This is a genomic window from Curvibacter sp. APW13 (genome assembly GCF_032337135.1).
Lineage (GTDB): Bacteria > Pseudomonadota > Gammaproteobacteria > Burkholderiales > Burkholderiaceae_C > Allorhodoferax.
On record NZ_JAVXZZ010000003.1, the window covers coordinates 94,636 to 117,878 of the forward strand.

A 23,243-nucleotide genomic window follows, 5' to 3' on the forward strand; every position below is an offset into this window, starting at 1 on the left:
AACTAGCGGTCTGCGCACATTCCACGCGGGCTAGGTGCCTAAAACAGTACTACTCCGTCTGCAGGGCGTCAACAAAGAATTTCAGCCGCCGCTGGCCGTTCCACTCATCGGCGTCGAGCCGGAAGGCAATGTGGGCCTTGGCCGGCAGCGGCTCGGTGTGGTTGAACCAGATGCCGTCGATGGGTTCGCCCTGGTGCTTGAGCTTGAGCTGCAGATGCTTTTCGCCCACCAGCCGCTGCGACACCACTTCCACCACCTCGCTGAAGGTGGGCGGCGCAAAGCCCTGGCCCCACACCTCCTTGTGCAGCGTGTCCACCAGGTCCACGCGCCGGTACTGGGCGGGCAGCGGGCCGTCGGTTTCCAGGCGGCGCTGCAGGGTGGCTTCGTCCAGCCATTCCTGGGCCACTTCGTTCAGGCCCTGCTCGAACTCGTCGAAGAATTCCTCGGCCACGGTGCAGCCAGCCGCCATGGCGTGGCCGCCGAACTTGAGAATGGCGTGCGGGTAGCGCTTGGCCACCAGGTCAAGCGCATCGCGCAGGTGAAAGCCGGGAATGGAGCGCCCCGAGCCCTTGAGCTCGTGCTCCTTGCCCGGCGCGCTGCTGGGGGCGAACACGAAGGTGGGGCGGTGCAGCTTGTCCTTGATGCGGCTGGCCACGATGCCCACCACGCCTTCGTGAAAGTCGGGGTCGAACACGCAGATGGCTGGCGGTGGCTCGTCGCCTTCGTCGAACAGGCTCTCGGCAATGTCCAGCGCCTGCTCGCGCATGTCGCCTTCGATCTCGCGGCGCTGGCGGTTCATGGCGTCCAGCGCCTGCGCCAGCTCCTGGGCGCGGCCCTCGTCGTCGGTCAGCAGACACTCAATGCCCACCGTCATGTCGGCCAGGCGCCCGGCGGCGTTGATGCGCGGGCCCAGCGCAAAGCCGAAATCGAAGGTGGTGGCAACTTCGGGCTTGCGGCTCGCAGCCGCAAACAGGCGCGCCATGCCCGGCGGCATGGCCAGTGCCCGCACGCGCTTGAGCCCTTGGGCCACGAGGCGGCGGTTGTTGGCGTCCAGCCGCACCACATCAGCCACGGTGCCGAGCGCCACCAGCGGCAGCAGGGTGTCGAGCTTGGGCTGATTGCCCGCATCGAACACACCGCGCTTGCGCAGCTCGGAGCGCAGGGCCATCAGCACGTAGAACATCACGCCCACGCCGGCGATGGACTTGCTCTCGAAGCCGCACCCGGCCTGGTTGGGGTTGACGATCACGTCAGCCTGCGGCTGCTCGCCGGTGGCGGGCAAGTGGTGGTCGGTGACCAGCACCTGCAATCCCAATGCCTTGGCGTGCGCCACACCGGCCACGCTGGCAATGCCGTTGTCCACGGTGATGAGCACGTCTGCACCGATGTCCTTCACGCGTTGGGCAATCGGGGGGGTGAGGCCATAGCCGTCCACCACGCGGTCGGGTACCAGGTAGTCCACCCGCTTTGCGCCGAGCAGGCGCAGGCCGCGCACGGCCACGGCGCAGGCCGTGGCGCCGTCGCAGTCGTAGTCGGCCACGATGCACAGCTTTTTGTTGGCTGCCATGGCGTCGGCCAGCAGCACGGCGGCATCCAGCGTGCCCTTCATGCTGTCGGGCGGCAGTAGATGGCTCAGGGCCGGGTCCAGTTCGGTGGCACTGTGCACGCCACGCGCGGCATAGAGCTGGGCCAAGAGCGGGTGCACCCCGGCCTGCTCCAGGGCCCATTGGCTGCGCGGCGGCACTTTGCGTGTTTCGAATTTCATAGGGTTTGCAGGAGGGCGGTGGCGTTCAGGGGTGAGAAACGGCGGCGCAGGCGGGTCCAGAGCGAGAGCGGGGCTGTGTGGAAGCTGTGGGCGTGGCCCAGGCTGGCCAGGGTCAATTGCACGGGTTGGCCCTGGCGTGCAGCCTCCAGGGCGCGTTGCACGGGGCCAGCATCGAAGGCCTGCAAGGCGGTGGTCCAGGCGGACGCGTCGTCGCGCAGGGCGGCTGACGCCAGATCGTGGGCGACCACCGGGCCGTCCGCGGGTGGCGTCCAGCCCGTGTCCAGTGTGCCGGTGCCGCTGAGCCAGAAGGCATTCACGGTAGGGGCGCGGCGGGCTTCGCGTGCGTCGTTCACAGGGTGGGTATACAGCAGCATCTGCATCTCATTCTGCAAGCGGCGCAGCAGACGGGCTTGGTCCTGGCGTGGAATCCAGTCGTCCACGGTGGCGTTGCACACACGCGCCAGCGAGGCGGTGGGCAGGTCGCGCAAGACTTCGCCCGCCACCAGCCAGGTGTCCGCACGCAGCCAGTGCAGCTGCAGGCCGTCTTCCTCGAAGTAGGGGCGCATGGCTGCCAGCAGGGTGCGCGACTCTTCCTCGCTGAGCTGCAGTTCGGCCGGGTCGGCCATGAACACGGCCTGGGTATGGATGTCCCAGTGGCAGGGAGTCAGCAGCGCATAGCCTGTGTCAGCGGCCAGTCCCGCTTCACGGGCGGCCCGTGCCGCCCAGGGCACCAAGCCATCGACCACGGGCAAGCCCAAGGCCTTGGCATGGGCCAGTTCCGAGGCCGGGGTCAGCCGGTCCTCGTCGGTACTCAGGCTCCAGGCAGGGCTCAGCTGTGGCAGCATCGCCTGCAAGTGGGGGAGCTGCAAGCTGCCCATGGTCTGGCGGCAGGCCGGTCCGGGCGGGGCTGCATGGGGAATCAACAGATGCATGGAGACACCGAACATAACGGGCAATCAGGGCGCCATCTGCTTGCAAATGACGTCAAGGTCTCGGGTTGACAGTCCGATACTTTGCGCCCGCACCCGCGTCCGGTTGCACGCTTCCTTGACGATGGGAGCAATAGTCTTTGGTTGCCCTATGGATTCCGACAGTTCAGCTAGCTTCTTGTAGGCAGGAGATCGCATAAATTCCAATGCTTGCTGGAGTTCCTGCTGCGTGAGTTCTTCAGCCCATAGCCTCGAAAGGATTTGGGTAAAGCTTTCCGGATTCATGGAGCCTTTCATTTCATCAATCCAGATTTCCATCACGCGATCTAGCTTTCCGCTATCCCGGGATTGGCGCTTGAGGTTATCCAAGCTACCGTCCAAAAGAGGTTTCAGGTATTTGAATTGTCCGTCAATGGCTGTCTTTGCAAGCTCAAACGCCAGTTCTTGCTTGGTTTGGGCACCCGCAGGGGTAAAGAGCGCAAATACGAGACCGAGGGCAAAAAGATATTTGGACATGTCTGGTGCTTGGAATGCATAGGGTGCCGCTACGGGGTCCCCGGTAGTGGAATCGATCAGCATGATCGACAGCACCAGAGTATCTTGCAATTTTCGGTGGCTAGTTTCCGTGCTTCATCTCGCTTCTTGATGCGCGCCTCAATGCCACAATGGCGGGGTGAAACAGATTCCCTTTGAACTTCTGGTCGGCTGGCGCTACACCCGCGCCGGGCGCGCCAGCCGCCGCAACGGCTTCATTTCCTTCATCTCGGGCGTGTCCATGCTGGGCATTGCGCTCGGGGTGGCGGCGCTCATCATCGTGCTGTCCGTCATGAACGGCTTCCAGAAGGAGGTGCGCGACCGCATGCTCAGCGTGGTGTCGCACATCGAGATCTACGCCGCCGACGGCCAGGCGCTGCCCGACGTGGCAGCGCTCACGCAGAAGGTGCGCGCCCACCCGGAAGTCACCGGTGCTGCACCTTTCATAGCAGCCCAGGGATTGTTGGCGAGGGGTGAGGGTATGAAAGGCATCCTGGTGCGGGGCATTGACCCGGCCCAGGAAGGCCAGGTGTCCACCTTCACCCGCAGCCAGAACGCAGCGGTGGTGGAGCAGCTCCACAGTGGCGAATTCGGCATCGTGCTGGGTTCCGAGCTGGCGCGTTCGCTGGCGGTGTTTCCCGGTGACAGCGTCACGCTGATCGCCCCGGGCGGGCAGGTGACTCCCGCTGGGGTGGTGCCGCGCATCAAGCAGATGACGGTACGCGGCATCTTTGACTCCGGCCATTACGAATACGACTCGTCCATGGCCATGATCCACTGGGAAGACGCGGCGCGCATCTTCCGCCTCGAAGGCCCTGCGGGCCTGCGCCTGCAGTTGCGCGACCTGCACCAGGCGCGCGAACTGGCCGCCGTGCTGCAGCAGGAACTGGGCGATGCCTACCTGGTGCGCGACTGGACGCGGCAGAACCGCACCTGGTTTGCGGCCGTGCAGGTGGAAAAGCGCATGATGTTCATCATCCTCACCCTGATCGTGGCGGTGGCGGCCTTCAACCTCGTGAGCACGCTGGTGATGACGGTGACCGACAAGCATGCCGACATTGCCATCCTGCGTACCCTGGGTGCCAGCCCAGGCTCCATCATGGGCATCTTCGTGGTGCAGGGGGCCATGGTGGGCGTCATCGGCACGCTGGCCGGGCTGCTCCTGGGCCTGGGCGTGGCCTGCAACATCGATGTCATCGTGCCGGCCATCGAACACGCGCTGGGGGCGAGCTTCCTGCCCAAGGACATCTACCTGATCTCCAAGATGCCCAGCGACCCGCAGGCCGCCGACATCGTGCCCATAGGCATCATTTCCCTCGTGCTGGCCTTTGCCGCCACGCTGTATCCGAGCTGGCGTGCCAGCCGCGTCAACCCTGCACAGGCCCTGCGCTATGAGTGACAGCACCGCAACCCCCGTTTCGGCCGCCTTGGGCGCAGCCCACTACCGCGAGGTGGCGTCGCTCGGTGCCCGCCCGGTGCGGCCACCATCGACCGAAGTGGTGCTGCAAGCCCGCGGCCTGACCAAGCGCTTCCACGACGGCACGCTGGACGTGACCGTGCTGCAGGGTGTGGACCTGACCGTGCACCGCGGCGAGACCCTGGCCATCGTGGGCGCCTCGGGTTCGGGCAAGAGCACGCTGCTGCACCTGCTCGGTGGCCTGGATGCTCCCACGCAGGGTGAGGTGTCGCTCATGGGCCAGCCGCTGGCCAGCCTGAGCGCGGCAGGGCAGGGAACCCTGCGCAACAGGCACCTGGGCTTCGTCTACCAGTTCCACCACCTGTTGCCCGAATTCAGCGCACTCGAAAACGTCGCCATGCCATTGACGATTCGGCGTGTAGCCCGCGAAGAATCTGCGCAGGTAGCTACTGAAATGCTAGCGAAGGTCGGACTGCAGCACCGCCTGCACCACCGCCCCGGCGAGCTCTCGGGCGGCGAGCGCCAGCGCGTGGCGATTGCCCGGGCGCTGGTGACCCGGCCGGACTGCGTGCTGGCCGACGAGCCCACCGGCAACCTGGACCGCAGCACCGCCGACGCCGTGTTTGCGCAGATGCTGGAGTTGTCCGACGCCGTGGGCACGGCCTTTGTGCTGGTCACCCATGATGCCAGCCTGGCGGTCCGCTGCAGCCGCCAGATCCGCCTGGACGGCGGGCGCCTCGATACCTCTGCCTAGGCTGGTTTAGAACGTCTCCCAGGCGTCGTCCTGCACGCTAGCGGTTTTCGCAGCCGGCTTGGGCAGGGCGGATGCGGGTTTGGCCGGCACTGGGCGTTTTGCCACCGGTGCCGGGCGCGCTGCAGTCACGGTGGGCTTCGGTGAGGCCTTGGCGCGGTGGGTCGGCGCTGGTGCCCCTGCGCCGGCCATGCCCGGCGGCAGCTTGAATTCCTCCACCAGCTGGTGCAGCAGCGAGGCCTGGGTACTCAGGCTGGAGGCTGCCGCGGTCTCCTCTTCGACCAGTGCGGCGTTCTGCTGCATGGCGCTGTCCAGGTGGTCCAGGGTTTCCGCAATAGTGTGCAGGCCGTCGCTCTGCTGCGCCGACATGCTGCTGGCCTGGGAAATGAGGCGGGTCACATCGTCGATGCTGCTCACCACCTCCTGCATCTTGCTGCCCGCTTCATTGACCAGGGCAGCGCCTTTTTCCACCTGTTCCACCGAAGCGGTGATCAGGCTCTTGATTTCCTTGGCGGCTTCGGCCGAGCGTCCGGCCAGCGAGCGGACTTCGGATGCCACCACGGCAAATCCACGCCCCTGTTCGCCTGCACGGGCCGCTTCCACTGCGGCGTTGAGCGCCAGGATGTTGGTCTGGAACGCGATGCCGTCGATCACGCTGATGATTTCGCTGATGCGGTGCGAGGACGTGCGTACCTCCCCCATGGTGCTCACCGCCTCGTTGACGACTGAACCGCTGCTGTGCACCAGGGCGCGTGTGCTTTCGCTCAGGCCGGTGGCCGACTGCATGGCCTGGGCGCTTTGGTTGGCTGCGTCGGTGAGGTTGCGCATGGAACTCGATGCCTGCTGAAGCTCCGCGCTGCTGCGCTCGGTGCGGGTGCTCAGGTCCTGGTTACCGGCCGCGATTTCGCTGGACGCATTGCTCACCTGCCAGGCGCCGTCGTTCAGGGTGCCGAGCATGCCGCGCACCTTGCTTTGCAGCGCCTGCATGGCGCCCAGGCCCTCGCGCAGGGTGGGATTGCCGAAATCGGTCTTCACATCGCGCGTCAGGTCGCCCTGTGCCATGCGTTGCGCGCCGTCGATCAGTTCGGTTACGAACTGCGCACTGGCGCGCGCGCTGTCCAGGTACAGCCACAGCATGAAGACTCCCAGGCCCACGCTGGCCAGTATCAGGGTGAGTTTGTCCCAGTCCATCAGCACACCGGTGACGATCACGACCTGCAGCGAGACATTGAGCAGCAGCTGCAGCAATACCCGCTGCTTGAGGGTGAGGCTATTGAACACGGTGGTACTCCAGCGGAAAGGGTGAATGCCCCAAGTATCGAGGCTTTCGGCTGGCTGACAACGGGGGACGTTTCTAGGGTTTACCAGTAGCAGCGCGGTGACGTCCGCCCCTAAGCTTGCGCCCCGATTCGACCCGAGGAGCAAACTATGAAGGCAACGTCGTGGAGCCGCTTGGCGCGGCAGAGTTTCGTGCTGGGCGCAAGCCTCCTGGTGGCGACGGCGCTGTGTGCGCAGGCGCCCAAGCCGGTACGCATTGGTTTCATCGGGCCGTTTTCCGGCCCATCGTCCGACTTCGGCATCCCCATGCTCAACGGCGCCCAGTTGGCCGTGGACGAGATCAATGCGGCCGGTGGCTATTTGGGTCGGCGCATCGAGTTGGTGATCAAGGACGATACCGCCAACCCCGACGTTGGCCTACAGCGCACGCAGGAGCTGATGCAGGAAGGCGTGGTAGCCACCATTGGGTTCTGCAACACGGGTGTTGCCATGAAGTCACTGGACCTGTTCCAGAACGCGCACGTCCCGCTCATCGTTCCATGCGCTACCGGCACCCCCATCACCGCGAAGTTCCCCGCGCCCGAAAGCTACATCTTCCGCACCTCGCCGCGGGATGCCCTGCAGGCCCCCTTTGTCGTGGAGGACATCGTGTCACGGGGATGGACCAAGGTGGCCATCCTTGCCGACAAGACCGGCTACGGCGAAGCCGGCATGAACGACGTGATCAAGGCACTGGCCGGGTATGAGATCAAGCCCGTCTACATCGGGCGTTTCGACATCGGCGTGAAGGACCTGCGCGACGAAGTGAAGGCAGCGCAGGAAGCCGGGGCCAATGTGGTGTTCAGCTACACCGTGGGTGCGGAAGCCGCCGTCATTGCCAAGGCACGCCAGGCGCTCAAGTGGAACGTGCCGCAGGTGGGTGCGTGGCCGCTGTCCTTCCCCGCCTACATCAACGGGGCCAAGGAGGCGGCCGAGGGCTCGCTCATGGCCCAGACCTTCATCGGCGAGCCCAGCAACGAGCGCCGTGTCGCGTTCCTGAGTGCCTATGCGCGCCGCTATGCCACCGACCGCATTGCGGTGCCCATGGCCGCGGCCCAGGCCTACGATACGGTGTACCTGCTGTCCTTCGCGCTGCTGTCCATCCGCAACGGCGACCTCAGTGGCCCCAACGTCAAGTTCGCACTGGAAAACCTCAAGCGCGTGTACTACGGCGTCGTCACCACCCACGACCAGCCGTTCTCCCGCGACGACAAGGATGCGATCTCGAAGAACATGCTGGTCATGGGCGTGGTGCGCAATGGCGCCGTCACCTTCGCCTATGCGGCCGATCGCAAGAAGAACCTGATCATCCAGCGCAAGAAGACCAGCGGTTGACTGCGCAACCGCGCGCTGCGGCTGGCGCTACCATCGCCGCATGCGCTGGATAGACACCCATTGCCACCTCGACGCGCCTGAGTTCTCGGGCGACGTGCAGGCCGTGCGCACCCGTGCCCGTGAGTCCGGTGTGGTGCACTGCGTCCTCCCTGCGGTGGAGCGCAGCAACTGGGAAGCCGTGCGCGTGCTGGCCCATGCCTGCGGGGACAGCTATGCGCTGGGCATCCACCCCTTGTACGTGCCGCGCGCCACGCCCGACGACCTGCTGGCCCTGCGCAAACAACTGGAGCAGCACCGCGATGATCCGCGTCTGGTGGCCGTGGGCGAGATCGGCCTCGATTTTTTTGAGCCGACGCTGTGCACCGATGCCATGCGGGTGTGGCAGGAACAGGTGTTTCTGCAGCAGTTGGAACTGGCCCGCGCGTTGGACCTGCCCATCTTCGTGCACGTGCGCCGCAGCGTCGACCGCGTGCTCAAGTACCTGCGCCAGGTGCGCCCGAAAGGGGGATGGCGCGGCATTGCCCATGCCTTCAATGGCAGCGATGCGCAGGCCCAGCGTTGTATCGACCTGGGCCTCAAGCTCGGATTTGGTGGCGCGCTGACTTTTGAGCGCGCACTGCAGCTGCGTCGCCTGGCAAGCACCCTGCCCAACGATGCCTGGGTGCTGGAGACCGATGCGCCGGACATTCCGCCGCACTGGCTCTACGTCGACGCGCAGCAGCGCGCGTTGGGTCAGCCCCAGGGGCGCAATGAGCCCGGCGAGTTGGGGCGCATCGCGCAGTGCATGGCCGCATTGCGTGGCCTGCCGCTGGAAGCGGTGGCGCAAACCAATGCCGACAATGCCTGTGCGGCCTTGCCGCGGTTGCTTGCGCTACTGGATTCCAGGGCGGCCTGATCGCCGGCTGTGCCAATGGTGGTGCAGCAGCGAAAGCAGTCCCGGCGCCATGTGGTCGGGAAAGCGCGAAGCCAGCCAGCAGACAAAGTCGTACTTGAGCAGCTTGCCCATGCCGATGGCAAAGAACACGGCCGGCAGTTGTGGCTGCGCAATCGAAAAGGCGAGCAGGGCCGGCGTCTGGGGCAGGTGGCAGTACTTTCCAGATGGGCCAGCGTCATGGCGGGAGCGGTCGTCGAAGGCATCACTTTACAGTCTGCAACCAAGCGCTTGTCGTCTTCGGGCGCATGCAGACCGTTGGAGTGGTGGCAACAACGACAATCGCAAGCATGACCAGCACCTCCACCCGCATCCTGTGTTCCGCCCTGCTCACGGCCAGCCTCTTGGGTGGCTGTGCCAGCACCGGTCCATCCAGTCCATCGGCCCGTCCCGTCTTCTACCCCAATGCCAAGCTCAACGCCGTGGGTCAGGAGCGCGCCAACCAGGATGCGGATGTCTGCATGGGCCAGGCCCGCAACGCCGGTCTGACACCGGACGAGAAGGACAACGCGGTGCTCCATGGTGCCGAGAAGGGTGCCGCCATCGGGGGCGTGGCAGGGGCGGTGGGCGCCCTGGTGCGCGGCAAGGGCGTTGAACGCGCGGTAGAGCATGGAGCCGTAGGCGCCGCCGTGGGTGGGTCGGCCGGCGCGGTGGCCGGCGCCTTCCACGAAAAACCCAGCGGCACCTACCGGCACTATGTGCAGCGCTGCCTCAAGGACAAGGGCTACGACGTCATCGGATGGAACTGAGGCTGCGGCGGAAGACGACCGTCGGATTGCGCACCCCATTTCAGAATCCGGCGCCGCCGCCTCAGCGACGTTTGTGATGCCATGAGGCGATAGCCGTGAAAGAAGCGAAAGTACCGGCGAGCCTGCGCGCTACTTTTTGGTACGCAGTCCTTGGGCATCGCGTAACATGGCTCGCGAAGCCCAAGGATTGCCATGCCCAAGAATGCGTCCCGCACCCGCCTGAAGCGCCTGGTCGAAGACCAGGCTCCGCGGGTGCGCGCCACGGCGGCCAGCCTGGTGCGCAGGCTGCCCGCCAGCGTCGAGCGCGAAGACCTGGAGCAGGACGGCTTCGTCGGACTCATGGAAGCCATGGTGCGCTGGACGCGCGCCACCAACGGCGAGCACTTCGAGAACTATGTGGCGCAGCGTGCGCGCGGGGCCATGCTCGATGGGTTGCGTGCCATGGACCCGGCATCGCGCACCCTGCGCGCCCATATGCGCCTGGTGGAGCAGGCGATCCAGCGCTTGGGGCACCGCCTCGGGCGCCTGCCCCGCGAAGGCGAAGTGGCCACCGAACTGGAGATGCCGCTGGCCGACTACCAGCGCCTGCTGCAGCAGGCTCAGGGCTACAAGCTGCTCGTGCTGGAGGACCTCGAACACGAAGCCGACTCGCCGGACTATCTGGGCGAGTGCGCAAGGCGTAACGAAGATCCCCTGGTGGTGCTGGAGCGTTCGGCGTTCCGCCAGGGGCTGGCGCAAGCCCTGGCGGCGCTGGAGCCGCAGGCCCAGAAGGTGCTGCACCTGTACTACGGCATGGGGCTGCGCATGCACGAGGTGGGCACCGAGCTGGGTCTGAGCGAATCGCGGGTGTCCCAGCTGCATACCCATGCCATTGCCGAGCTGCGCGCCGCCCTGCAGTCGCCCGATGCCCGCTTTTCCATGCTCAAACCGCGCAGCAAGCCGCGCTAATTTGCCCACTGGCCGGAGCCAAATGGCACCGTGCAGGTGCTAAAGTTCCTGTCTTTACCCTTACAAGCCTTGGGTGCAACCGACAAGGGGGCATCCGGGCCGTGCGTCATGGCGAAGAGAAACCAGCCCGATTACCCCGAAGTGAACTTCTCCGAGGAGGGGCCGATCCGCCATCTGCATCTGGGCAGCGAGTGGATCCAGGGCTCCATGCTCATCGATGCGCCCACGGTGCTGGTGCACGAGTACATCCAGCGCATGATGGTCTGGCTGCTGTTCATGGACCCCACCACCGCACCCAAGCGCCAGGCGGTGCAGCTCGGTCTGGGCGCGGGGTCGCTCACCAAGTTCTGCCACAAGGAAGTGCGCATGAAGACCACCGCCATCGAGTGGAACCCGCAGGTGCTGCACGCCTGTCGCGGCTGGTTCAAGCTGCCGGCCGACAACAGCCGCATGCGCGTGGTGCTGGCCGATGCGGCGCAGGAAATCCGCAAACCCGAATGGCTGGGCGTGGTGGATGCCCTGCAGGTGGATCTGTACGACGAGGAAGCCGCGGCCCCCGTGCTCGACAGCGCCGAGTTTTACGCCGACTGCCGCGCCATGCTCACGGAAGAGGGCTGCATGACGGTGAACCTGTTTGGCCGCAGCTCCAGCTTCGACGCCAGCGTGGCCAAGATGCGCGAGGCTTTCGGTGCTGACGCCCTGTGGGCCTTCAAGGCCACGCGCGAGGGCAATACCGTGGTCATGGCCCAGCGCACGCCTTCACGGCCCAAACGTGCCGTGCTGCTGGAGCGCGCAGCCTACATCCAGGAACACTGGGGTCTGCCGGCGGACAAGTGGGTGCGCGTCTTCAAACCCGTGGAAGCCTGACCATGCACAAGAAACCCGTCCACCTGGGGCCGCTGAACTGGCGTGTGTTGCTGCAGTGGCTGGAGCACGACCGCGTGGTATCCAGTGAAGAGGCCGCCCGTGTCACGGCCCGCTGTGCTTCCGCCGAAAGCGCACAGCATCCGCTCATGCGCCTGGGCAGCGTATCGCTCAAGCGCGCGGCGGACGGCAAGACGCTCGATGTGGAGCTGCTCACGCAGTGGCTGGCGCAGCGCTGCGGCCTGAACTACCTGCGCATCGACCCGCTCAAGGTGGACGTGGGCCGCGTGATGGAGGCCATGGCCGCCAACTACGCCGAGCGCCACAAGGTGCTGCCGGTGCAGGTCAGCCCCTCGGAAATCGTGGTCGCCACGGCCGAGCCCTTCGTGGACGACTGGGTGGGCGAGGTGGAGCGCCAGAGCCGGCGCAGCGTGCGCCGCGTGCTGGCCAACCCGCAGGACATCACGCGCTACACGGCCGAGTTCTATGCCCTGGCCAAGTCGGTGCGCGCGGCGGGCAAGGGCGGTGGCGCCACCAGCGGTGCCAGCTTCGAGCAGCTGGTGGAGCTGGGCAAGACCAACAAGCAGCTCGACGCCAACGACCAGGGTGTGGTGCAGGTGGTGGACTGGCTGTGGCAATACGCCTTCGACCAGCGCGCCAGCGACATCCACCTGGAACCCCGGCGCGAGCAGGGCGTCATCCGCTTTCGCATCGACGGCGTGCTGCACCCGGTGTACCAGATGCCGCTGGGCGTAATGAACGCCATGACGGCGCGCATCAAGCTGCTGGGCCGCATGGACGTGATCGAGAAGCGCCGCCCGCAGGACGGCCGCATCAAGACCCGCGACCTGCGCGGCGACGAAGTGGAAATGCGCATTTCCACCTTGCCCACCGCCTTTGGCGAGAAGATGGTCATGCGTATCTTCGACCCCGAAGCGGCGGTGAAAGACCTGGACGCCCTGGGCTTCTCGGCCCACGACGCGGCGCGCTGGGAAGAGCTGGTAAAGCGCCCGCACGGCATCATTCTGGTCACCGGCCCCACCGGTTCGGGCAAGACCACCACGCTCTACTCCACCCTCAAGCGCGTGGCCACCGAAGAGGTGAACGTGAGCACGGTGGAAGACCCGATCGAAATGATCGAGCCCTCGTTCAACCAGACCCAGGCCCAGCCCGCGCTGGACTTCGGCTTTGCCCAGGGCTTGCGTGCCCTCATGCGCCAGGACCCGGACATCATCATGGTGGGCGAGATCCGCGACCTGGAAACCGCCGAGATGGCGGTGCAGGCTGCGCTCACCGGGCATCTGGTGTTCAGCACCCTGCACACCAACGACGCGCCCTCGGCCGTGATCCGTCTCGTGGAGCTGGGTGTGCCTGCCTACCTCATCAACGCCACGCTGTTGGGCGTGCTGGCCCAGCGCCTGGTGCGCACCCTGTGCAAGCACTGCCGTGCGCCCGACCCCGACGCCAGCCGCGAGGCCCTGAGCGACATGGTCAAGCCCTGGCAGATCAACGGTGGCTACAAGCCCTACAAGGCCGTGGGCTGTGTCGAGTGCCGCATGACCGGCTACATGGGCCGCATGGGCCTGTACGAGCTGCTCACCGTGTCGGAAGAATTCAAGGAACTGGTGGGCAAGAACGCCACGCTCGAAGCCCTGCGCCGCCAGGGCGTGGCGGACGGCATGCGCCCGCTGCGCCTGGCCGGTGCGCTGCGCGTGGCTGAAGGCCAGACCGTGATGGAAGAGGTGCTTGCGGCTACTCCGCCCCTCCGCTGAAAAGAATATGACTACTCCGCTGACCCTCCACCCCGAACGCATGGCCTTGCACAACGAAGTGCATGCCCGTCCCCCTGAAGCGCTGGAATCGAACCTGGCCATTTCGCAGGTCGTCATGGTCTGCTCGGCCGCCGAGCGCGAAGCCAGCCGCGCCCACATTGCGGCCCTGGCGCGCGACCACCACCTGGCCCAGCCCGATGCCGGCTCTACCCACGCGCGCCTCGACTTCGGCCTGTACCGCCTGCGTTGGGAACTGCACACCGAGTTCGTGACCTGGACCTTCACGCGTCCGCTCAAGGGCACGGAGACCGGCGAGCGTGTGCCCGAAGTGGCCACCTCCACCGTGCCGCAGCACTTTCTGGCGCAGCTGCCGGGCAAGTGCCTGGCAGCCATGCACCTGTGGGTGCTGCCCATCAAGGGCTTCAGCACCGACAGCGTGCTGCAGAACATCCTGCACGAGGAGACGCTGGTGGCCTCCACCGTGGCCGACGGCTATGGCGAGGTCTACACCGACTTTGCGCTGCACGCCGATGGCTACTCGCGCATGCTGCTGCTGGCTGGCGGCATGACGCCACGCCGCCTGGGCCGCCTGGTGCAGAACCTGCTGGAAATCGAGACTTACCGCATGGCCGCACTGCTGGGCCTGCCGGCGGCGCGTGCCGCGTCCACCGTGCTGGGCAGCGCCGAGCGTGAACTGGCCGAACTGGCCGAATCCATCCGCTCCGCCACGCGCGAGAGCGAGCCCGAGCTGCTGGACCGCCTGACCCGCCTGGCCGGGCAGGTGGAGAGCCAGCACGCCGCCACGCACTCGCGCTTTTCGGCCAGCGCGGCCTATTTCGAACTGGTGGACAAGCGCATTCAGGACATCGGCGAGTCGCGCCTGGCCGGCATGCAGACCATCGGCGAATTCATGGACCGCCGCCTGACCCCCGCACGCAGCACCTGCGCCTGGGCTGCGCGCCGCCAGGACGCGCTCTCGCAGCGGGTATCGCGTATCAGCAACCTGCTGCGCACACGGGTCGAGATCGAGCAGCAGCAAAGCAGCCAGGCGCTGCTGGCCGCGCAGATCACACGTCAGGACACGCAGCTCAAGCTGCAGTCCACCGTGGAAGGCCTGTCGGTGGCGGCCATCAGCTACTACATCGTCGGCCTGGTGACCTATCTGGCCAAGGGGGCCGAGCACGTGGGCTGGCCCGTGGCCCCGGAAATGACCGCTGCCATTGCCATCCCCTTCGTGGCCGGTGGGGTGTGGTGGTCGTTGCGCCGCATGCACCATAGCCTTTTCCAAAAGGGCGGCTGAGAACGCCATAGGAAATCCCAATCCTATTGATTGGATCAATCAAAGCACGACAGGCCATAGAAGGCATAAGATTCACCCCGTTCCCTGTAGAACGTAACCAAGAGGAAAACACCATGTCCCTGATCAACACCCAAGTTCAACCGTTCAAGACCACCGCCTTCGTCAACCGTGGCGGCAAGGGCGAGTTCATCGACCTGACCGAAGCTTCCCTCAAGGGCAAGTGGTCCGTGCTGATCTTCATGCCGGCTGCCTTCACCTTCAACTGCCCCACCGAAATCGAAGACGCGGCCGACAATTACGCTGCCTTCCAGGCCGCTGGTGCCGAGGTGTACATCGTCACCACCGACACCCACTTCTCGCACAAGGTGTGGCATGAGACTTCCCCCGCCGTGGGCAAGGCCAAGTTCCCGCTGGTAGGCGACCCCACCCACGCTCTGACCCGCGCCTTTGGCGTGCACATTGAAGAAGAAGGCCTGGCCCTGCGCGGCACCTTCGTCATCAACCCCGACGGCGTGATCAAGACCCTGGAAATCCACTCCAACGAAATCGCCCGCGACGTGTCCGAGACCCTGCGCAAGCTCAAGGCTGCCCAGTACACCGCCGCCAACCCCGGCCAGGTGTGCCCCGCCAAGTGGAAGGAAGGCGCCAAGACCTTGGCTCCCTCCCTGGATCTGGTCGGCAAGATCTAATCCAGATTCAGCCTCGGCCCGGTGCCCCGCAAGGGGTGCCTACAAGCCGGACAGCGTCAAGGTGCGTATGCGCCTTGCCGTCCGGCTTTTTTGTACACAAAATTTGTGTATTTTTAGCCTCTAGCCCGCGTAGACATTGCGCAACCAGCTATTCAAAAGATAGCAACTGATTGGAGAACACCATGCTCGACGACACCCTCAAAGCCCAACTCGCCGCCTACCTGGAGCGCGTGACGCTGCCCTTCGAAATGGTGGCCTCCCTGGACGACAGCGAAACCAGCCGCGACATGCGCTCGCTGCTCGAAACCATCCAGAGCCTGCGCGCCGACAAGATCAGTGTGCGCTTCGACGGCAATGACGCCCGCAAGCCTTCCTTCAGCCTGCAGCGCGTGGGCGCTACCAACAGCCTGCGCTTTGCCGGATTGCCCCTGGGCCACGAATTCACCTCGCTGGTGCTGGCCCTGCTGTGGACCGGCGGCCACCCGCCGAAGGAAGAGCAGGACGTCATGGACCAGATCAAGAGTCTGGACGGTGACTTCAACTTCGAGGTCTACATGAGCCTCACCTGCCACAACTGTCCGGATGTGGTGCAGGCGCTCTCGCTCATGGCCATCCTCAATCCCAAGATCAAGACCACCGTCATCGAAGGCGGTGCCTTCCAGGACGAAGTGGAAAAGCGCCAGATCATGGCCGTGCCCATGGTCTTTTTGAACGGCCAGGTGTTCGGCTCAGGCCGCATGGAAGTGGCCGAGATCGTGGCCAAGCTCGACACCAACAGCGACGCTCGTGAAGCCGCCAAGATGAACGCCAAGGAGGCGTACGACGTGCTCATCGTCGGTGGTGGCCCCGCTGGCGCCGCAGCCGCCGTGTACGCCGCCCGCAAGGGCATCCGCGTGGGTGTGGCCGCCGAGCGCTTTGGCGGCCAGGTGAACGACACGCTGGGCATCGAAAACTACATCTCCATCCAGGAAACCACCGGCCCCAAGCTCGCGGCCGACCTGGAAGCCCATGCCCGTTCGTACGGCGTGGACATCATGAACCTGCAGCGCGCCGACAAGCTCATTCCTGCCGCGGCCCCCGGTGGGCTGACCGAAGTGGTCATGGCCAACGGCGGCAGCCTCAAGGCCAAGACCGTCATCCTGAGCACCGGAGCACGCTGGCGCAACGTGAACGTGCCGGGTGAAGCCGAGTACAAGAACAAGGGCGTGGCCTACTGCCCGCACTGCGACGGCCCCCTGTTCAAGGGCAAGGATGTGGCGGTGATCGGCGGCGGCAACAGCGGCGTGGAAGCCGCCATCGACCTGGCCGGCATCGTCAAGCACGTGACCGTGTTCGAGTTCATGCCCGAGCTGAAGGCCGACGCCGTGCTGGTGAAGAAGCTGCACAGCCTGCCCAATGTGACCGTGCACACCAACGCCCAGACCACCGAGATTACCGGGGCCGAGGGCAAGGTGAACGGCATCAAGTACAAGAACCGCGAAACCGGTGTCGAGACCCTGGTGCCTTTGGCGGGCGTGTTCGTGCAGATTGGCCTGGTGCCCAACACAGAGTTCCTGCGCGGCACGGTGGAGTTGAGCAAGTTCGGCGAAATCATCATCGATGCCAAGGGCCACACCAACCTGCCCGGCGTGTTTGCGGCGGGCGACTGCACGACTGTGCCCTACAAGCAGATTGTCATTGCCGCAGGGGCGGGTGCCACGGCCGCGCTGAGCGCGTTTGACCACCTGATCCGGCACTGAGCGGAGTGGGGCAGGGCGGTGTAGTGCCTTGCCCTGCTGCGTTTGGATGGGGCAGCGCTGCATCTCAGGGCGGGCACAATGCTCCCCATGTTTCACCCATGAAAAAACACGCTGTACTGGCCCTGTTTGCGCTCCCGGCCCTTGCCTTGGCGGCTGACGATGCCATTGTGCTGAGCCATGAATCCATTCGCCAGCGCATTGCGCTGTTCGAGGCCAAGCCCAGTTCACAGTCCACGCCAGGCATGTCGAAATACCTGTGGCGCGGTGAACCGCTGTGGTTCATCGAGTCCCCTTGCTGCGACCACTTCAACTACCTGTACAACGCGCAGGGACAGCCTGTTTGCGCATTCTCCGGTGGAATAGCGGGCGCAGGCGACGGAGCCTGCCCAGCCGGGATAACACTGTTTCCATCAACCGCGGCAGCCACTACTCCGTGAGTGGTTTGTGCTAATGCTTAAGGTTGGCTGGTCTGCAAGCGGAATGTGGCTATGGCCCGCATATTCACTGCGCTATTAGCTTCTTTTCTTATAGCAACTCTCGCCGAAGTTCGGTCGCCTGTCATGGGGCCTGCCGTGGTGCTGCATGCGGTTAGGCCCTTTCGGTTTTGAGGCTATAGTGCAAATAACGAACCCGCTCACGCACCTGGTCCAGAAGGCGGGTTGACTGCAACAAGGGAGAGCCGGGCTTCATGAAAAATTTATACCTGTGTATTGGTACAGCATGTAGGCCGCTGGCCCAATGTTCAAGCGGGTTTCCAGCTTTTTTTCCAAAAGATGTATCGGCGCGTCCCGGATGTATCCACCGGGTTTTGCCGTCTACATTAGGTTAGCCCTCGTCTCAATCCGTCATTCGTTGCGAGTCAAATGAAGAACGCCAATCACCTTAAAGCATTCATCTTCGCCGTTGCCGCCTCAGTTATTTCTGGACAGGCAACTGCTGAATACGTCCCAAGTGACCCGGCTATGTTTAGGGAGCCAGCCAAACTAGTCTGCTTCGGCATCAGGCAATTTCCGTCGGGCATCCGCTTGGTTCCGGCCTCGAATGACCTAATTGGGAACCTCGAAGAAGGAATGCAATATCTTTACCCGGAAGGTGTTGTTGCGATCATCCGTTTCATGTTCACTGCCGGGAATGGCAAAGATTCACTCGAATTTCGAGCAATCCGCATTGACACCAATTCTTGGAATAGAGAGGAAATGACAGGGCAATGCAAGGTCAGCAAATGGCACAAAGCAAAGCGTCAATAGCCGCGATGCGGGCTAACTGGTTGCTCGTCGCGGGCACGACGCAGCATCAGATTGCCGCTGCGCGGCGCGTGCTGCGTGCCGGACAGCGCCAACGTTAAATTGCAAAGTATGGCGCTGCCTTTCCACATTTCTTGCAGTGAATCCGCAGTCGGCTTGTATGAGTTGGCCGACGGTCGCTTTCAGCTTATTGAAGATGGTCCAATCGCACCGCTTATGGTTGGACCTGGTTACGTTTTGGTTGAGAACCGACTTGCAGACCACCTACGAGGATTTCAGTTGGAGCGTGTGAAGTTTGTGCCAGCGATCATTTGGCATCGACGCACTGGTCAGGAATTTCGGACTCACGAGCGCCTTGTCGTTGGACAGCAGTTTCGCCCCGACCAAATCAACGATGTGAATCTTGATGGTTGCAGGTTGTTGGGTCTCAGCGGTGAGTACCTGTTCGCCAGTCCTGAACTGGCACGCCAACTGCGAGAGAGCCCGTTTTCCTACCTTCGTTTTAGCGAAGGGCTTAAAGGGTGGGCTGCAAATGCAATTTAACATTTCGCTCGGCGCGGACACGCAGCAGCAGATTGCCGCTTCGCGGCGCTTGCTGCGTGCCGGGCAGCTTTGACGTTAGCCGCCCATTCACTTCGAAATGCACACGTTCACCGTCTCCAGCGAGCTGAGCATTGCACCAAGTGAGTTCTGGGCCCGCATGTCCATGTCGGCGGTCAATGCTGAGTTGTTGCCGCTTGTTCGAATGACCAGTCCCTCCGAGTGGCAACACTGCTCCCTTGAGCGCTGGGCCACAGGGAAGGTTCTGTTTCGGAGCGTCGTCCTTTTTCTCGGCTTTCTGCCAGTTGATGTGCATTCGATGCGTCTTGAGCACATCTCTCCCGGTAGTGGTTTCCTTGAGCGGTCTCATTCCTGGGCCAATAGGCTCTGGCAGCATGAGCGCACAACTACCGCCACAGCCAAGGGGTGCGTCGTCACCGACACCGTTTCGGTTGAAGGCAGAGTGCCGTTGTTCACGGCGCTCCTGCTTCCCGTCTATCGGCTGGTCTTTCGCCACAGGCACAACCGTTTGAAGGTGCGTTATGGCCAACCAGGCGGCTAACCCCTCAATTGACGCGGACCCACAAAAGCAGGAGGCTGCTTCGCCGCAATTGTTGATGGTCCGGGCATCTTCACGTTTGTTTCCTATCCTGTACGCAACCCGCCGGGTTTTTTTGATGTTGTTGGATTGCTTCAATTAAGGTATATTTTTTATACCATGCAGGCTTTTGAATTCGACGAAACCAAGAGCGCGTCCAACCGCGATAAGCACGGCATTGACTTCGTCGAGGCGCAAGGGCTGTGGGATGACCCTATGCTGCTGGAGATTCCCGCCAAGACGAGTGACGAGCCCCGGTACCTGATCATCGGCTTGTTGAACGGCAAGCACTGGTCTGCGGTCATCACCTATCGAAACACCAGCATTCGCATCATTTCCGTTCGTCGTTCCCGTACTGAAGAGGTGGCCCTGTATGAAAGCTAAGAAATTTGACCAGCAGTTTGAAGACGATGTGGATCTGACTGCGGCCTTGGACTTGTCCAAGGCCAAGCGCGCCTTGCAGGAGCAAAAGCGCGTGAATGTGGACTTCCCGACGTGGATGGTCGATTCACTGGACCGCGAGGCCAGCAAGCTGGGGGTGACTCGCCAGTCCATCATCAAGGTCTGGATTGCCGAGCGGCTGGAAGCGGCCTCACCCGCGGTGCCGGTGCGTCGGCGTTCTCGTGCCGCAGCGGTCTGAGTTCACCATGCTCACCCTGCGCCCCAACTGCGAATGCTGCAACAAGGACCTGCCGCCGGACTCCCTGGACGCGCGCATCTGCTCCTTCGAATGCACCTTCTGCGCCGCCTGTGCCGACACCCGTCTCCAAGGCACCTGCCCCAACTGCGGTGGTGAACTGGTGGCACGGCCGCGCCGACCGGCCTCCAAGCTGGCCAAGTACCCGGCCTCTACCGAGCGCGTGTTCAAACCCCTGGGCTGCGCGTCGTGAGCCAGTCCATTGGCCTCGTTACCCTGGTGGTGCGTGAGTACGACGAAGCGATAGACTTCTTCGTGGGCAAGCTGGGCTTCGCCCTGCTGGAAGACAGCTACCAACCCGCGCAGGACAAGCGTTGGGTGGTGGTGGGGCCTGCAGGCAGCTACGGTGCCCGGCTGTTGCTGGCGCGGGCGTCCACGGCTGCGCAGGCCGCGCGTGCAGGCGACCAGACTGGTGGGCGCGTGGGCTTTTTCCTCTACACCGACGACTGCCTGCGCGATGTGGCCCGCTACCGGCAGGCGGGCGTGCGCATCGTGCACGAGCCGGTGGAGCAGCCCTACGGCACCGTGGCGGTGTTTGCCGACCTGTACGGCAACCTGTGGGACCTGGTGCAGAACAAACCTTGAGCATTGGCCCGCCATGGGCCCGCCATGGGCCCCGCACCGTGTTCCAATGCGGGTCCTCCACGAAGGGCTTGCCACCATGACCGTTTCCATTCGCCCCGCCACGGCCGACGACCTGCCGGCCGTCGCCAACCTGTTTGACCAGTACCGCCAGTTCTACGAACAGGCGCCCGATGCGGCGCTGGCGCTGCAGTTCATCACCGAGCGCTTTGCTAGGCAGGAGTCGGTGCTGCTGGTGGCGCAGGACGATGCGGGTGCGCTGGTGGGCTTTTGCCAGTTGTACCCGAGCTTCTGTTCGGTAGAGGCGAAACCCATCTATGTGCTGTACGACCTGTTTGTGACGCCGAGTGCGCGCAAGACCGGTGCCGGGCGCGCGCTGATGCAGGCCGCCGAAGCCCGCGCCCGCGCGGACGGCAAGGCGCGCATGGACCTGACCACCGCCAAGACCAACCTGCGCGCCCAGTCGCTGTACGAGTCGCTGGGCTGGGTGCGCGACGAAGTGTTTTACGCCTACAACCGCGCAATCGACTGAAAGCCCTGCATGCAGAGCGCCAGCTCGGAACCGTTTGAACGCCTGGCCCATCGGTTGAAGGCGGTGGGCTTTCCCGAACAGGCTGCGCAGCTGGACGCGGTATTGCAGGGCGTGTGGACCACGTCGTCCGAACTGTTGGGGGAGTTGGGGCGGGTGCTGCTGCTCATTCGGCGCGAATGCCGACCGCGGGATGCCGAGACCAAGGCGCTGCTCAAGATCTGCGCCAACGAAGTGCGAAAAGCCTGGCCTGGCTTTGGGTGGTGTTACTGGTGGCCGTGGTAGTCGGCCTGGTCGGTGCATACTGCGGCCTTTGCTGACCCCCGAACATCAGGAACACCATGACCAGCTATGTAGAAGGCGCACTCATCCAGGACGAAAAGATCGTTCACATTGGCCACATCAGCAAGTGGTCGCTGTGGCACCTCATTGCGCTGGGCATCCTGCTGCTGCCGGTGGTCATCGGCCTGTTCTTCCTGCTGCAGGCCTACATCCGCTACAAGACCACGGAGCTGGCCATCACCACCAAGCGCGTGATCGTGAAAGTGGGCTTCATCCGCCGCAGCACGGTAGAGATCAACATCAACAAGGTGGAAAGCGTGCAGGTGGACCAGAGCCTGCTGGGGCGCGTGTTCGACTTTGGCACCCTGGTCATCTCGGGCGCAGGCACGGCCCAGGCACCGCTGCATGGCATTGCCGAGCCGCTGGCCTTCCGCAAAGCCTTCATTGAAGCGCAGGAGCGCGCCACTGCTGGCGCGTGACCGGAAACAGGCTCGCACAGGAGGGCATGGCATGGCCATCCGCATCGTTCGCCTCGGCAGTGCGCGTGCGCCCCAGGAGGGGCTGCGCATCGGTACCGTTCGCCGCCCGCCGCGGGGTGTGCCCAAAAGCGAATTTTCCTCGGGCAACTGGTATGACGTGTGGTACCCCAACCTCGCGCCGAGTGTGGAGACCATGAAGCTGGGGCAGCAAGCACAGACCGATGCCCAATGGGCCGCCTTCGAAAAAGCCTACCGGCGCGAGATGAAAGCGCCCGAGCCCGCCCATACCCTGGCCCTGCTGGCTGCGTTGTCTCGCAGCAGCCATTTTTCCATGGGCTGCTATTGCGCCGATGAGTCCCGTTGCCATCGGTCCCTGCTGCGGCATCTGTTGGTTGAGGCCGGGGCTGAGGTGGCTCCTTGAGGCCGGGTTATCTGTCTAGCTTTTTTTCCGGAGGCAAACGATGAAGGTACTGATGTTCTACGAAACCGCGCCCGAAGCCATGCCCAAGGCCATGGAGCATTTCGCGGCGCATCGTGCCCGACTCGAAGAGTTCCATCGGCGTGGCGTGTTGCTCATGGCTGGCCCGTATGGCGTGCCACCCGTGGGAGCCTTGGGCGTGTTTACCGACCGGGCGGCGGCCCAGGAGTTTGTTCAGGGTGATCCGTTTGTGGAGCATGGCGTCGTGTCACGCTACGAACTGCAGGATTGGAACGAAGTCCTCGCGCCGTGACGCCCAGGCCACTTGCCATGCATGTCTTTGCACACCACGCATTCCTCGCTGCGGCACCTTCCAAGGTGTTTGCCGCCTTCGCCGCACCCGAGCGCCTGGCGCGTTGGTGGGGGCCGGCGGGTTTCCGCAATACCTTTGCCGTGTGCGAGTTCCGCCCCGGCGGTGCCTGGCGCTTCACCATGCACGGGCCGGACGGCAAGGACTACCCCAACGAGTCGCAGTTCGTCGAGGTGGTGCCGAATGCGCGCGTGGTCATCCGCCACGTGAATGCACCGCACTTTGTGCTGACGGTGGAGCTGCACGCGGAAGGGCAGGGCACGCGGGTGCAGTGGACGCAGGTGTTTGACGACCCCGCCGTGGCCCAGGCGGTGCGCCACATCGTGGAGCCAGCCAACGAGCAGAACCTGCAGCGCTTGGCCGCCGAGGTGGCCCACACCGCCGGCTGAGACCTGCGGGACAATACGGGTGCGGCATCCGCCCCCATTTCCTACTTTCCCCCGTGCCCGTTCGTATCTACCTTG

The 23,243-nt window shown here is 64.1% G+C and carries 30 protein-coding genes and 1 pseudogene; 25 read left to right on the plus strand and 6 right to left on the minus strand.

Annotated features, from left to right (window positions below; all coding sequences use genetic code 11):
* Positions 1-49 precede the first annotated feature (49 nt).
* The 3 genes from recJ to RQP54_RS13630 are packed head-to-tail and all read right to left on the minus strand — an operon-like array spanning position 50 to position 3,273.
* On the minus strand, positions 50-1,765 hold the full coding sequence (gene recJ, locus RQP54_RS13620) for a single-stranded-DNA-specific exonuclease RecJ (RefSeq protein WP_315678924.1): 1,716 nt from the start codon (positions 1,763-1,765) through the stop codon (positions 50-52).
* Entirely contained in the window at positions 1,762-2,697 is a 936-nt protein-coding gene (locus tag RQP54_RS13625; protein WP_315678925.1) for a phosphoglycerate mutase, read from the minus strand. Before RQP54_RS13625 ends, recJ begins: the two co-directional genes overlap by 4 nt.
* Before the next feature lie 24 nt (positions 2,698-2,721).
* A complete protein-coding gene (locus tag RQP54_RS13630; RefSeq protein ID WP_315678926.1) occupies positions 2,722-3,273 on the minus strand; it encodes a DUF2059 domain-containing protein in 552 nt (183 codons plus the stop codon).
* Positions 3,274-3,367: 94 nt separating this feature from the next.
* Here RQP54_RS13630 and RQP54_RS13635 point away from each other — a divergent pair, with 94 nt between their 5' ends.
* On the plus strand, positions 3,368-4,627 hold the full coding sequence (locus RQP54_RS13635) for a lipoprotein-releasing ABC transporter permease subunit (RefSeq protein WP_315678927.1): 1,260 nt from the start codon (positions 3,368-3,370) through the stop codon (positions 4,625-4,627).
* Positions 4,620-5,399, plus strand: coding sequence for a lipoprotein-releasing ABC transporter ATP-binding protein LolD (gene lolD / locus RQP54_RS13640; protein ID WP_409997575.1), 780 nt, complete (start codon positions 4,620-4,622; stop codon positions 5,397-5,399). Before RQP54_RS13635 ends, lolD begins: the two co-directional genes overlap by 8 nt.
* 6 nt (positions 5,400-5,405) lie before the next feature.
* Here the strand turns inward: lolD and RQP54_RS13645 are convergent, their stop codons facing one another.
* A complete protein-coding gene (locus tag RQP54_RS13645; RefSeq protein WP_315678928.1) occupies positions 5,406-6,677 on the minus strand; it encodes a methyl-accepting chemotaxis protein in 1,272 nt (423 codons plus the stop codon).
* Positions 6,678-6,824: 147 nt separating this feature from the next.
* Here RQP54_RS13645 and RQP54_RS13650 point away from each other — a divergent pair, with 147 nt between their 5' ends.
* Both RQP54_RS13650 and RQP54_RS13655 read left to right on the plus strand, forming a co-directional pair.
* A complete protein-coding gene (locus RQP54_RS13650) occupies positions 6,825-8,048 on the plus strand; it encodes an ABC transporter substrate-binding protein (RefSeq protein ID WP_315678929.1) in 1,224 nt (407 codons plus the stop codon).
* Between the two features lie 40 nt (positions 8,049-8,088).
* Positions 8,089-8,943 (plus strand): TatD family hydrolase, encoded by an 855-nt coding sequence (locus tag RQP54_RS13655; protein ID WP_315678930.1) that lies wholly within the window; start codon positions 8,089-8,091, stop codon positions 8,941-8,943.
* Here the strand turns inward: RQP54_RS13655 and RQP54_RS13660 are convergent.
* Entirely contained in the window at positions 8,920-9,072 is a 153-nt protein-coding gene (locus tag RQP54_RS13660) for a hypothetical protein (protein ID WP_315678931.1), read from the minus strand. The genes RQP54_RS13655 and RQP54_RS13660 overlap by 24 nt on opposite strands.
* Positions 9,073-9,269: 197 nt before the next feature.
* On the opposite strand from RQP54_RS13660, the gene RQP54_RS13665 reads away from it, so the two are divergent.
* The 8 genes from RQP54_RS13665 to RQP54_RS13700 all read left to right on the plus strand — a co-directional run bounded on the left by RQP54_RS13665 (position 9,270) and on the right by RQP54_RS13700 (position 17,477).
* On the plus strand, positions 9,270-9,728 hold the full coding sequence (locus RQP54_RS13665) for a glycine zipper family protein (RefSeq protein ID WP_315678932.1): 459 nt from the start codon (positions 9,270-9,272) through the stop codon (positions 9,726-9,728).
* Positions 9,729-9,920: 192 nt separating this feature from the next.
* Complete coding sequence (locus RQP54_RS13670) at positions 9,921-10,676, plus strand: FliA/WhiG family RNA polymerase sigma factor (RefSeq protein WP_315678933.1); 756 nt, start codon at positions 9,921-9,923, stop codon at positions 10,674-10,676.
* Between the two features lie 108 nt (positions 10,677-10,784).
* A complete protein-coding gene (locus RQP54_RS13675; RefSeq protein ID WP_315678934.1) occupies positions 10,785-11,543 on the plus strand; it encodes a spermidine synthase in 759 nt (252 codons plus the stop codon).
* 2 nt (positions 11,544-11,545) lie between these two features.
* Positions 11,546-13,312, plus strand: a complete 1,767-nt coding sequence (locus tag RQP54_RS13680) for a GspE/PulE family protein (protein ID WP_315678935.1) — start codon at positions 11,546-11,548, stop codon at positions 13,310-13,312.
* 7 nt (positions 13,313-13,319) lie between these two features.
* Positions 13,320-14,612 carry a DUF3422 domain-containing protein gene (locus tag RQP54_RS13685; RefSeq protein WP_315678936.1) on the plus strand — a complete coding sequence of 431 codons (1,293 nt, stop codon included), beginning with the start codon at positions 13,320-13,322 and terminating at the stop codon, positions 14,610-14,612.
* Positions 14,613-14,725: 113 nt separating this feature from the next.
* Entirely contained in the window at positions 14,726-15,301 is a 576-nt protein-coding gene (gene ahpC / locus RQP54_RS13690; RefSeq protein ID WP_315678937.1) for an alkyl hydroperoxide reductase subunit C, read from the plus strand.
* Positions 15,302-15,483: 182 nt separating this feature from the next.
* Positions 15,484-17,040: an alkyl hydroperoxide reductase subunit F gene (gene ahpF, locus RQP54_RS13695; RefSeq protein WP_315678938.1), complete on the plus strand. Its 1,557-nt coding sequence runs from the start codon at positions 15,484-15,486 to the stop codon at positions 17,038-17,040.
* Between the two features lie 98 nt (positions 17,041-17,138).
* The gene (locus RQP54_RS13700; protein ID WP_315678939.1) at positions 17,139-17,477 is read left to right on the plus strand and encodes a DUF6970 domain-containing protein; all 339 of its coding nucleotides are present in this window, start codon (positions 17,139-17,141) and stop codon (positions 17,475-17,477) included.
* Positions 17,478-17,631: 154 nt separating this feature from the next.
* On the opposite strand, the pseudogene RQP54_RS13705 reads toward RQP54_RS13700, so the two are convergent.
* Positions 17,632-17,730 (minus strand): annotated as a pseudogene (locus tag RQP54_RS13705) (integrase); the annotation flags it as partial.
* Between the two features lie 173 nt (positions 17,731-17,903).
* Here RQP54_RS13705 and RQP54_RS13710 point away from each other — a divergent pair.
* The 13 genes from RQP54_RS13710 to RQP54_RS13770 all read left to right on the plus strand — a co-directional run bounded on the left by RQP54_RS13710 (position 17,904) and on the right by RQP54_RS13770 (position 23,168).
* Complete coding sequence (locus tag RQP54_RS13710) at positions 17,904-18,287, plus strand: hypothetical protein (RefSeq protein ID WP_315678940.1); 384 nt, start codon at positions 17,904-17,906, stop codon at positions 18,285-18,287.
* Between the two features lie 75 nt (positions 18,288-18,362).
* Complete coding sequence (locus tag RQP54_RS13715) at positions 18,363-18,827, plus strand: hypothetical protein (RefSeq protein ID WP_315678941.1); 465 nt, start codon at positions 18,363-18,365, stop codon at positions 18,825-18,827.
* 97 nt (positions 18,828-18,924) lie between these two features.
* Positions 18,925-19,386, plus strand: a complete 462-nt coding sequence (locus tag RQP54_RS13720; RefSeq protein WP_315678942.1) for a hypothetical protein — start codon at positions 18,925-18,927, stop codon at positions 19,384-19,386.
* A 156-nt stretch (positions 19,387-19,542) separates the two neighbouring features.
* Positions 19,543-19,806 (plus strand): BrnT family toxin, encoded by a 264-nt coding sequence (locus RQP54_RS13725; protein ID WP_315678943.1) that lies wholly within the window; start codon positions 19,543-19,545, stop codon positions 19,804-19,806.
* Entirely contained in the window at positions 19,796-20,062 is a 267-nt protein-coding gene (gene brnA, locus RQP54_RS13730) for a type II toxin-antitoxin system BrnA family antitoxin (protein WP_315678944.1), read from the plus strand. Before RQP54_RS13725 ends, brnA begins: the two co-directional genes overlap by 11 nt.
* Before the next feature lie 7 nt (positions 20,063-20,069).
* A complete protein-coding gene (locus RQP54_RS13735) occupies positions 20,070-20,312 on the plus strand; it encodes a DUF1272 domain-containing protein (RefSeq protein ID WP_315678945.1) in 243 nt (80 codons plus the stop codon).
* Complete coding sequence (locus RQP54_RS13740) at positions 20,309-20,704, plus strand: VOC family protein (protein WP_315678946.1); 396 nt, start codon at positions 20,309-20,311, stop codon at positions 20,702-20,704. The genes RQP54_RS13735 and RQP54_RS13740 overlap by 4 nt, the downstream gene beginning before the upstream one ends.
* A gap of 76 nt (positions 20,705-20,780) precedes the next feature.
* Positions 20,781-21,233: a GNAT family N-acetyltransferase gene (locus RQP54_RS13745; RefSeq protein ID WP_315678947.1), complete on the plus strand. Its 453-nt coding sequence runs from the start codon at positions 20,781-20,783 to the stop codon at positions 21,231-21,233.
* Positions 21,234-21,242: 9 nt separating this feature from the next.
* Positions 21,243-21,515 carry a hypothetical protein gene (locus RQP54_RS13750; protein WP_315678948.1) on the plus strand — a complete coding sequence of 91 codons (273 nt, stop codon included), beginning with the start codon at positions 21,243-21,245 and terminating at the stop codon, positions 21,513-21,515.
* A gap of 56 nt (positions 21,516-21,571) precedes the next feature.
* Positions 21,572-21,991 carry a PH domain-containing protein gene (locus RQP54_RS13755; RefSeq protein ID WP_315678949.1) on the plus strand — a complete coding sequence of 140 codons (420 nt, stop codon included), beginning with the start codon at positions 21,572-21,574 and terminating at the stop codon, positions 21,989-21,991.
* 31 nt (positions 21,992-22,022) lie between these two features.
* Positions 22,023-22,412 (plus strand): DUF488 domain-containing protein, encoded by a 390-nt coding sequence (locus RQP54_RS13760; RefSeq protein ID WP_315678950.1) that lies wholly within the window; start codon positions 22,023-22,025, stop codon positions 22,410-22,412.
* Positions 22,413-22,452: 40 nt separating this feature from the next.
* Complete coding sequence (locus tag RQP54_RS13765; RefSeq protein ID WP_315678951.1) at positions 22,453-22,722, plus strand: YciI family protein; 270 nt, start codon at positions 22,453-22,455, stop codon at positions 22,720-22,722.
* Positions 22,723-22,739: 17 nt separating this feature from the next.
* Positions 22,740-23,168: an SRPBCC family protein gene (locus RQP54_RS13770; protein ID WP_315678952.1), complete on the plus strand. Its 429-nt coding sequence runs from the start codon at positions 22,740-22,742 to the stop codon at positions 23,166-23,168.
* Positions 23,169-23,243: the final 75 nt, after the last annotated feature.

Excerpts from the sequence above, each read along its gene's own strand:
- recJ (WP_315678924.1), bottom strand. The coding sequence starts at position 1,765 with ATGAAATTCGAAACACGCAAAGTGCCGCCGCGCAGCCAATGGGCCCTG.
- RQP54_RS13625 (WP_315678925.1), bottom strand. The coding sequence starts at position 2,697 with ATGCATCTGTTGATTCCCCATGCAGCCCCGCCCGGACCGGCCTGCCGC.
- RQP54_RS13630 (WP_315678926.1), bottom strand. The coding sequence starts at position 3,273 with ATGCTGATCGATTCCACTACCGGGGACCCCGTAGCGGCACCCTATGCA.
- lolD (WP_409997575.1), top strand. The coding sequence starts at position 4,620 with ATGAGTGACAGCACCGCAACCCCCGTTTCGGCCGCCTTGGGCGCAGCC.
- RQP54_RS13650 (WP_315678929.1), top strand. The coding sequence starts at position 6,825 with ATGAAGGCAACGTCGTGGAGCCGCTTGGCGCGGCAGAGTTTCGTGCTG.
- RQP54_RS13655 (WP_315678930.1), top strand. The coding sequence starts at position 8,089 with ATGCGCTGGATAGACACCCATTGCCACCTCGACGCGCCTGAGTTCTCG.
- RQP54_RS13665 (WP_315678932.1), top strand. The coding sequence starts at position 9,270 with ATGACCAGCACCTCCACCCGCATCCTGTGTTCCGCCCTGCTCACGGCC.
- RQP54_RS13670 (WP_315678933.1), top strand. The coding sequence starts at position 9,921 with ATGCCCAAGAATGCGTCCCGCACCCGCCTGAAGCGCCTGGTCGAAGAC.
- RQP54_RS13675 (WP_315678934.1), top strand. The coding sequence starts at position 10,785 with ATGGCGAAGAGAAACCAGCCCGATTACCCCGAAGTGAACTTCTCCGAG.
- RQP54_RS13680 (WP_315678935.1), top strand. The coding sequence starts at position 11,546 with ATGCACAAGAAACCCGTCCACCTGGGGCCGCTGAACTGGCGTGTGTTG.
- RQP54_RS13685 (WP_315678936.1), top strand. The coding sequence starts at position 13,320 with ATGACTACTCCGCTGACCCTCCACCCCGAACGCATGGCCTTGCACAAC.
- ahpC (WP_315678937.1), top strand. The coding sequence starts at position 14,726 with ATGTCCCTGATCAACACCCAAGTTCAACCGTTCAAGACCACCGCCTTC.
- ahpF (WP_315678938.1), top strand. The coding sequence starts at position 15,484 with ATGCTCGACGACACCCTCAAAGCCCAACTCGCCGCCTACCTGGAGCGC.
- RQP54_RS13700 (WP_315678939.1), top strand. The coding sequence starts at position 17,139 with ATGAAAAAACACGCTGTACTGGCCCTGTTTGCGCTCCCGGCCCTTGCC.
- RQP54_RS13710 (WP_315678940.1), top strand. The coding sequence starts at position 17,904 with ATGAAGAACGCCAATCACCTTAAAGCATTCATCTTCGCCGTTGCCGCC.
- RQP54_RS13720 (WP_315678942.1), top strand. The coding sequence starts at position 18,925 with ATGCACACGTTCACCGTCTCCAGCGAGCTGAGCATTGCACCAAGTGAG.
- RQP54_RS13725 (WP_315678943.1), top strand. The coding sequence starts at position 19,543 with ATGCAGGCTTTTGAATTCGACGAAACCAAGAGCGCGTCCAACCGCGAT.
- brnA (WP_315678944.1), top strand. The coding sequence starts at position 19,796 with ATGAAAGCTAAGAAATTTGACCAGCAGTTTGAAGACGATGTGGATCTG.
- RQP54_RS13735 (WP_315678945.1), top strand. The coding sequence starts at position 20,070 with ATGCTCACCCTGCGCCCCAACTGCGAATGCTGCAACAAGGACCTGCCG.
- RQP54_RS13745 (WP_315678947.1), top strand. The coding sequence starts at position 20,781 with ATGACCGTTTCCATTCGCCCCGCCACGGCCGACGACCTGCCGGCCGTC.
- RQP54_RS13750 (WP_315678948.1), top strand. The coding sequence starts at position 21,243 with ATGCAGAGCGCCAGCTCGGAACCGTTTGAACGCCTGGCCCATCGGTTG.
- RQP54_RS13755 (WP_315678949.1), top strand. The coding sequence starts at position 21,572 with ATGACCAGCTATGTAGAAGGCGCACTCATCCAGGACGAAAAGATCGTT.
- RQP54_RS13760 (WP_315678950.1), top strand. The coding sequence starts at position 22,023 with ATGGCCATCCGCATCGTTCGCCTCGGCAGTGCGCGTGCGCCCCAGGAG.
- RQP54_RS13765 (WP_315678951.1), top strand. The coding sequence starts at position 22,453 with ATGAAGGTACTGATGTTCTACGAAACCGCGCCCGAAGCCATGCCCAAG.
- RQP54_RS13770 (WP_315678952.1), top strand. The coding sequence starts at position 22,740 with ATGCATGTCTTTGCACACCACGCATTCCTCGCTGCGGCACCTTCCAAG.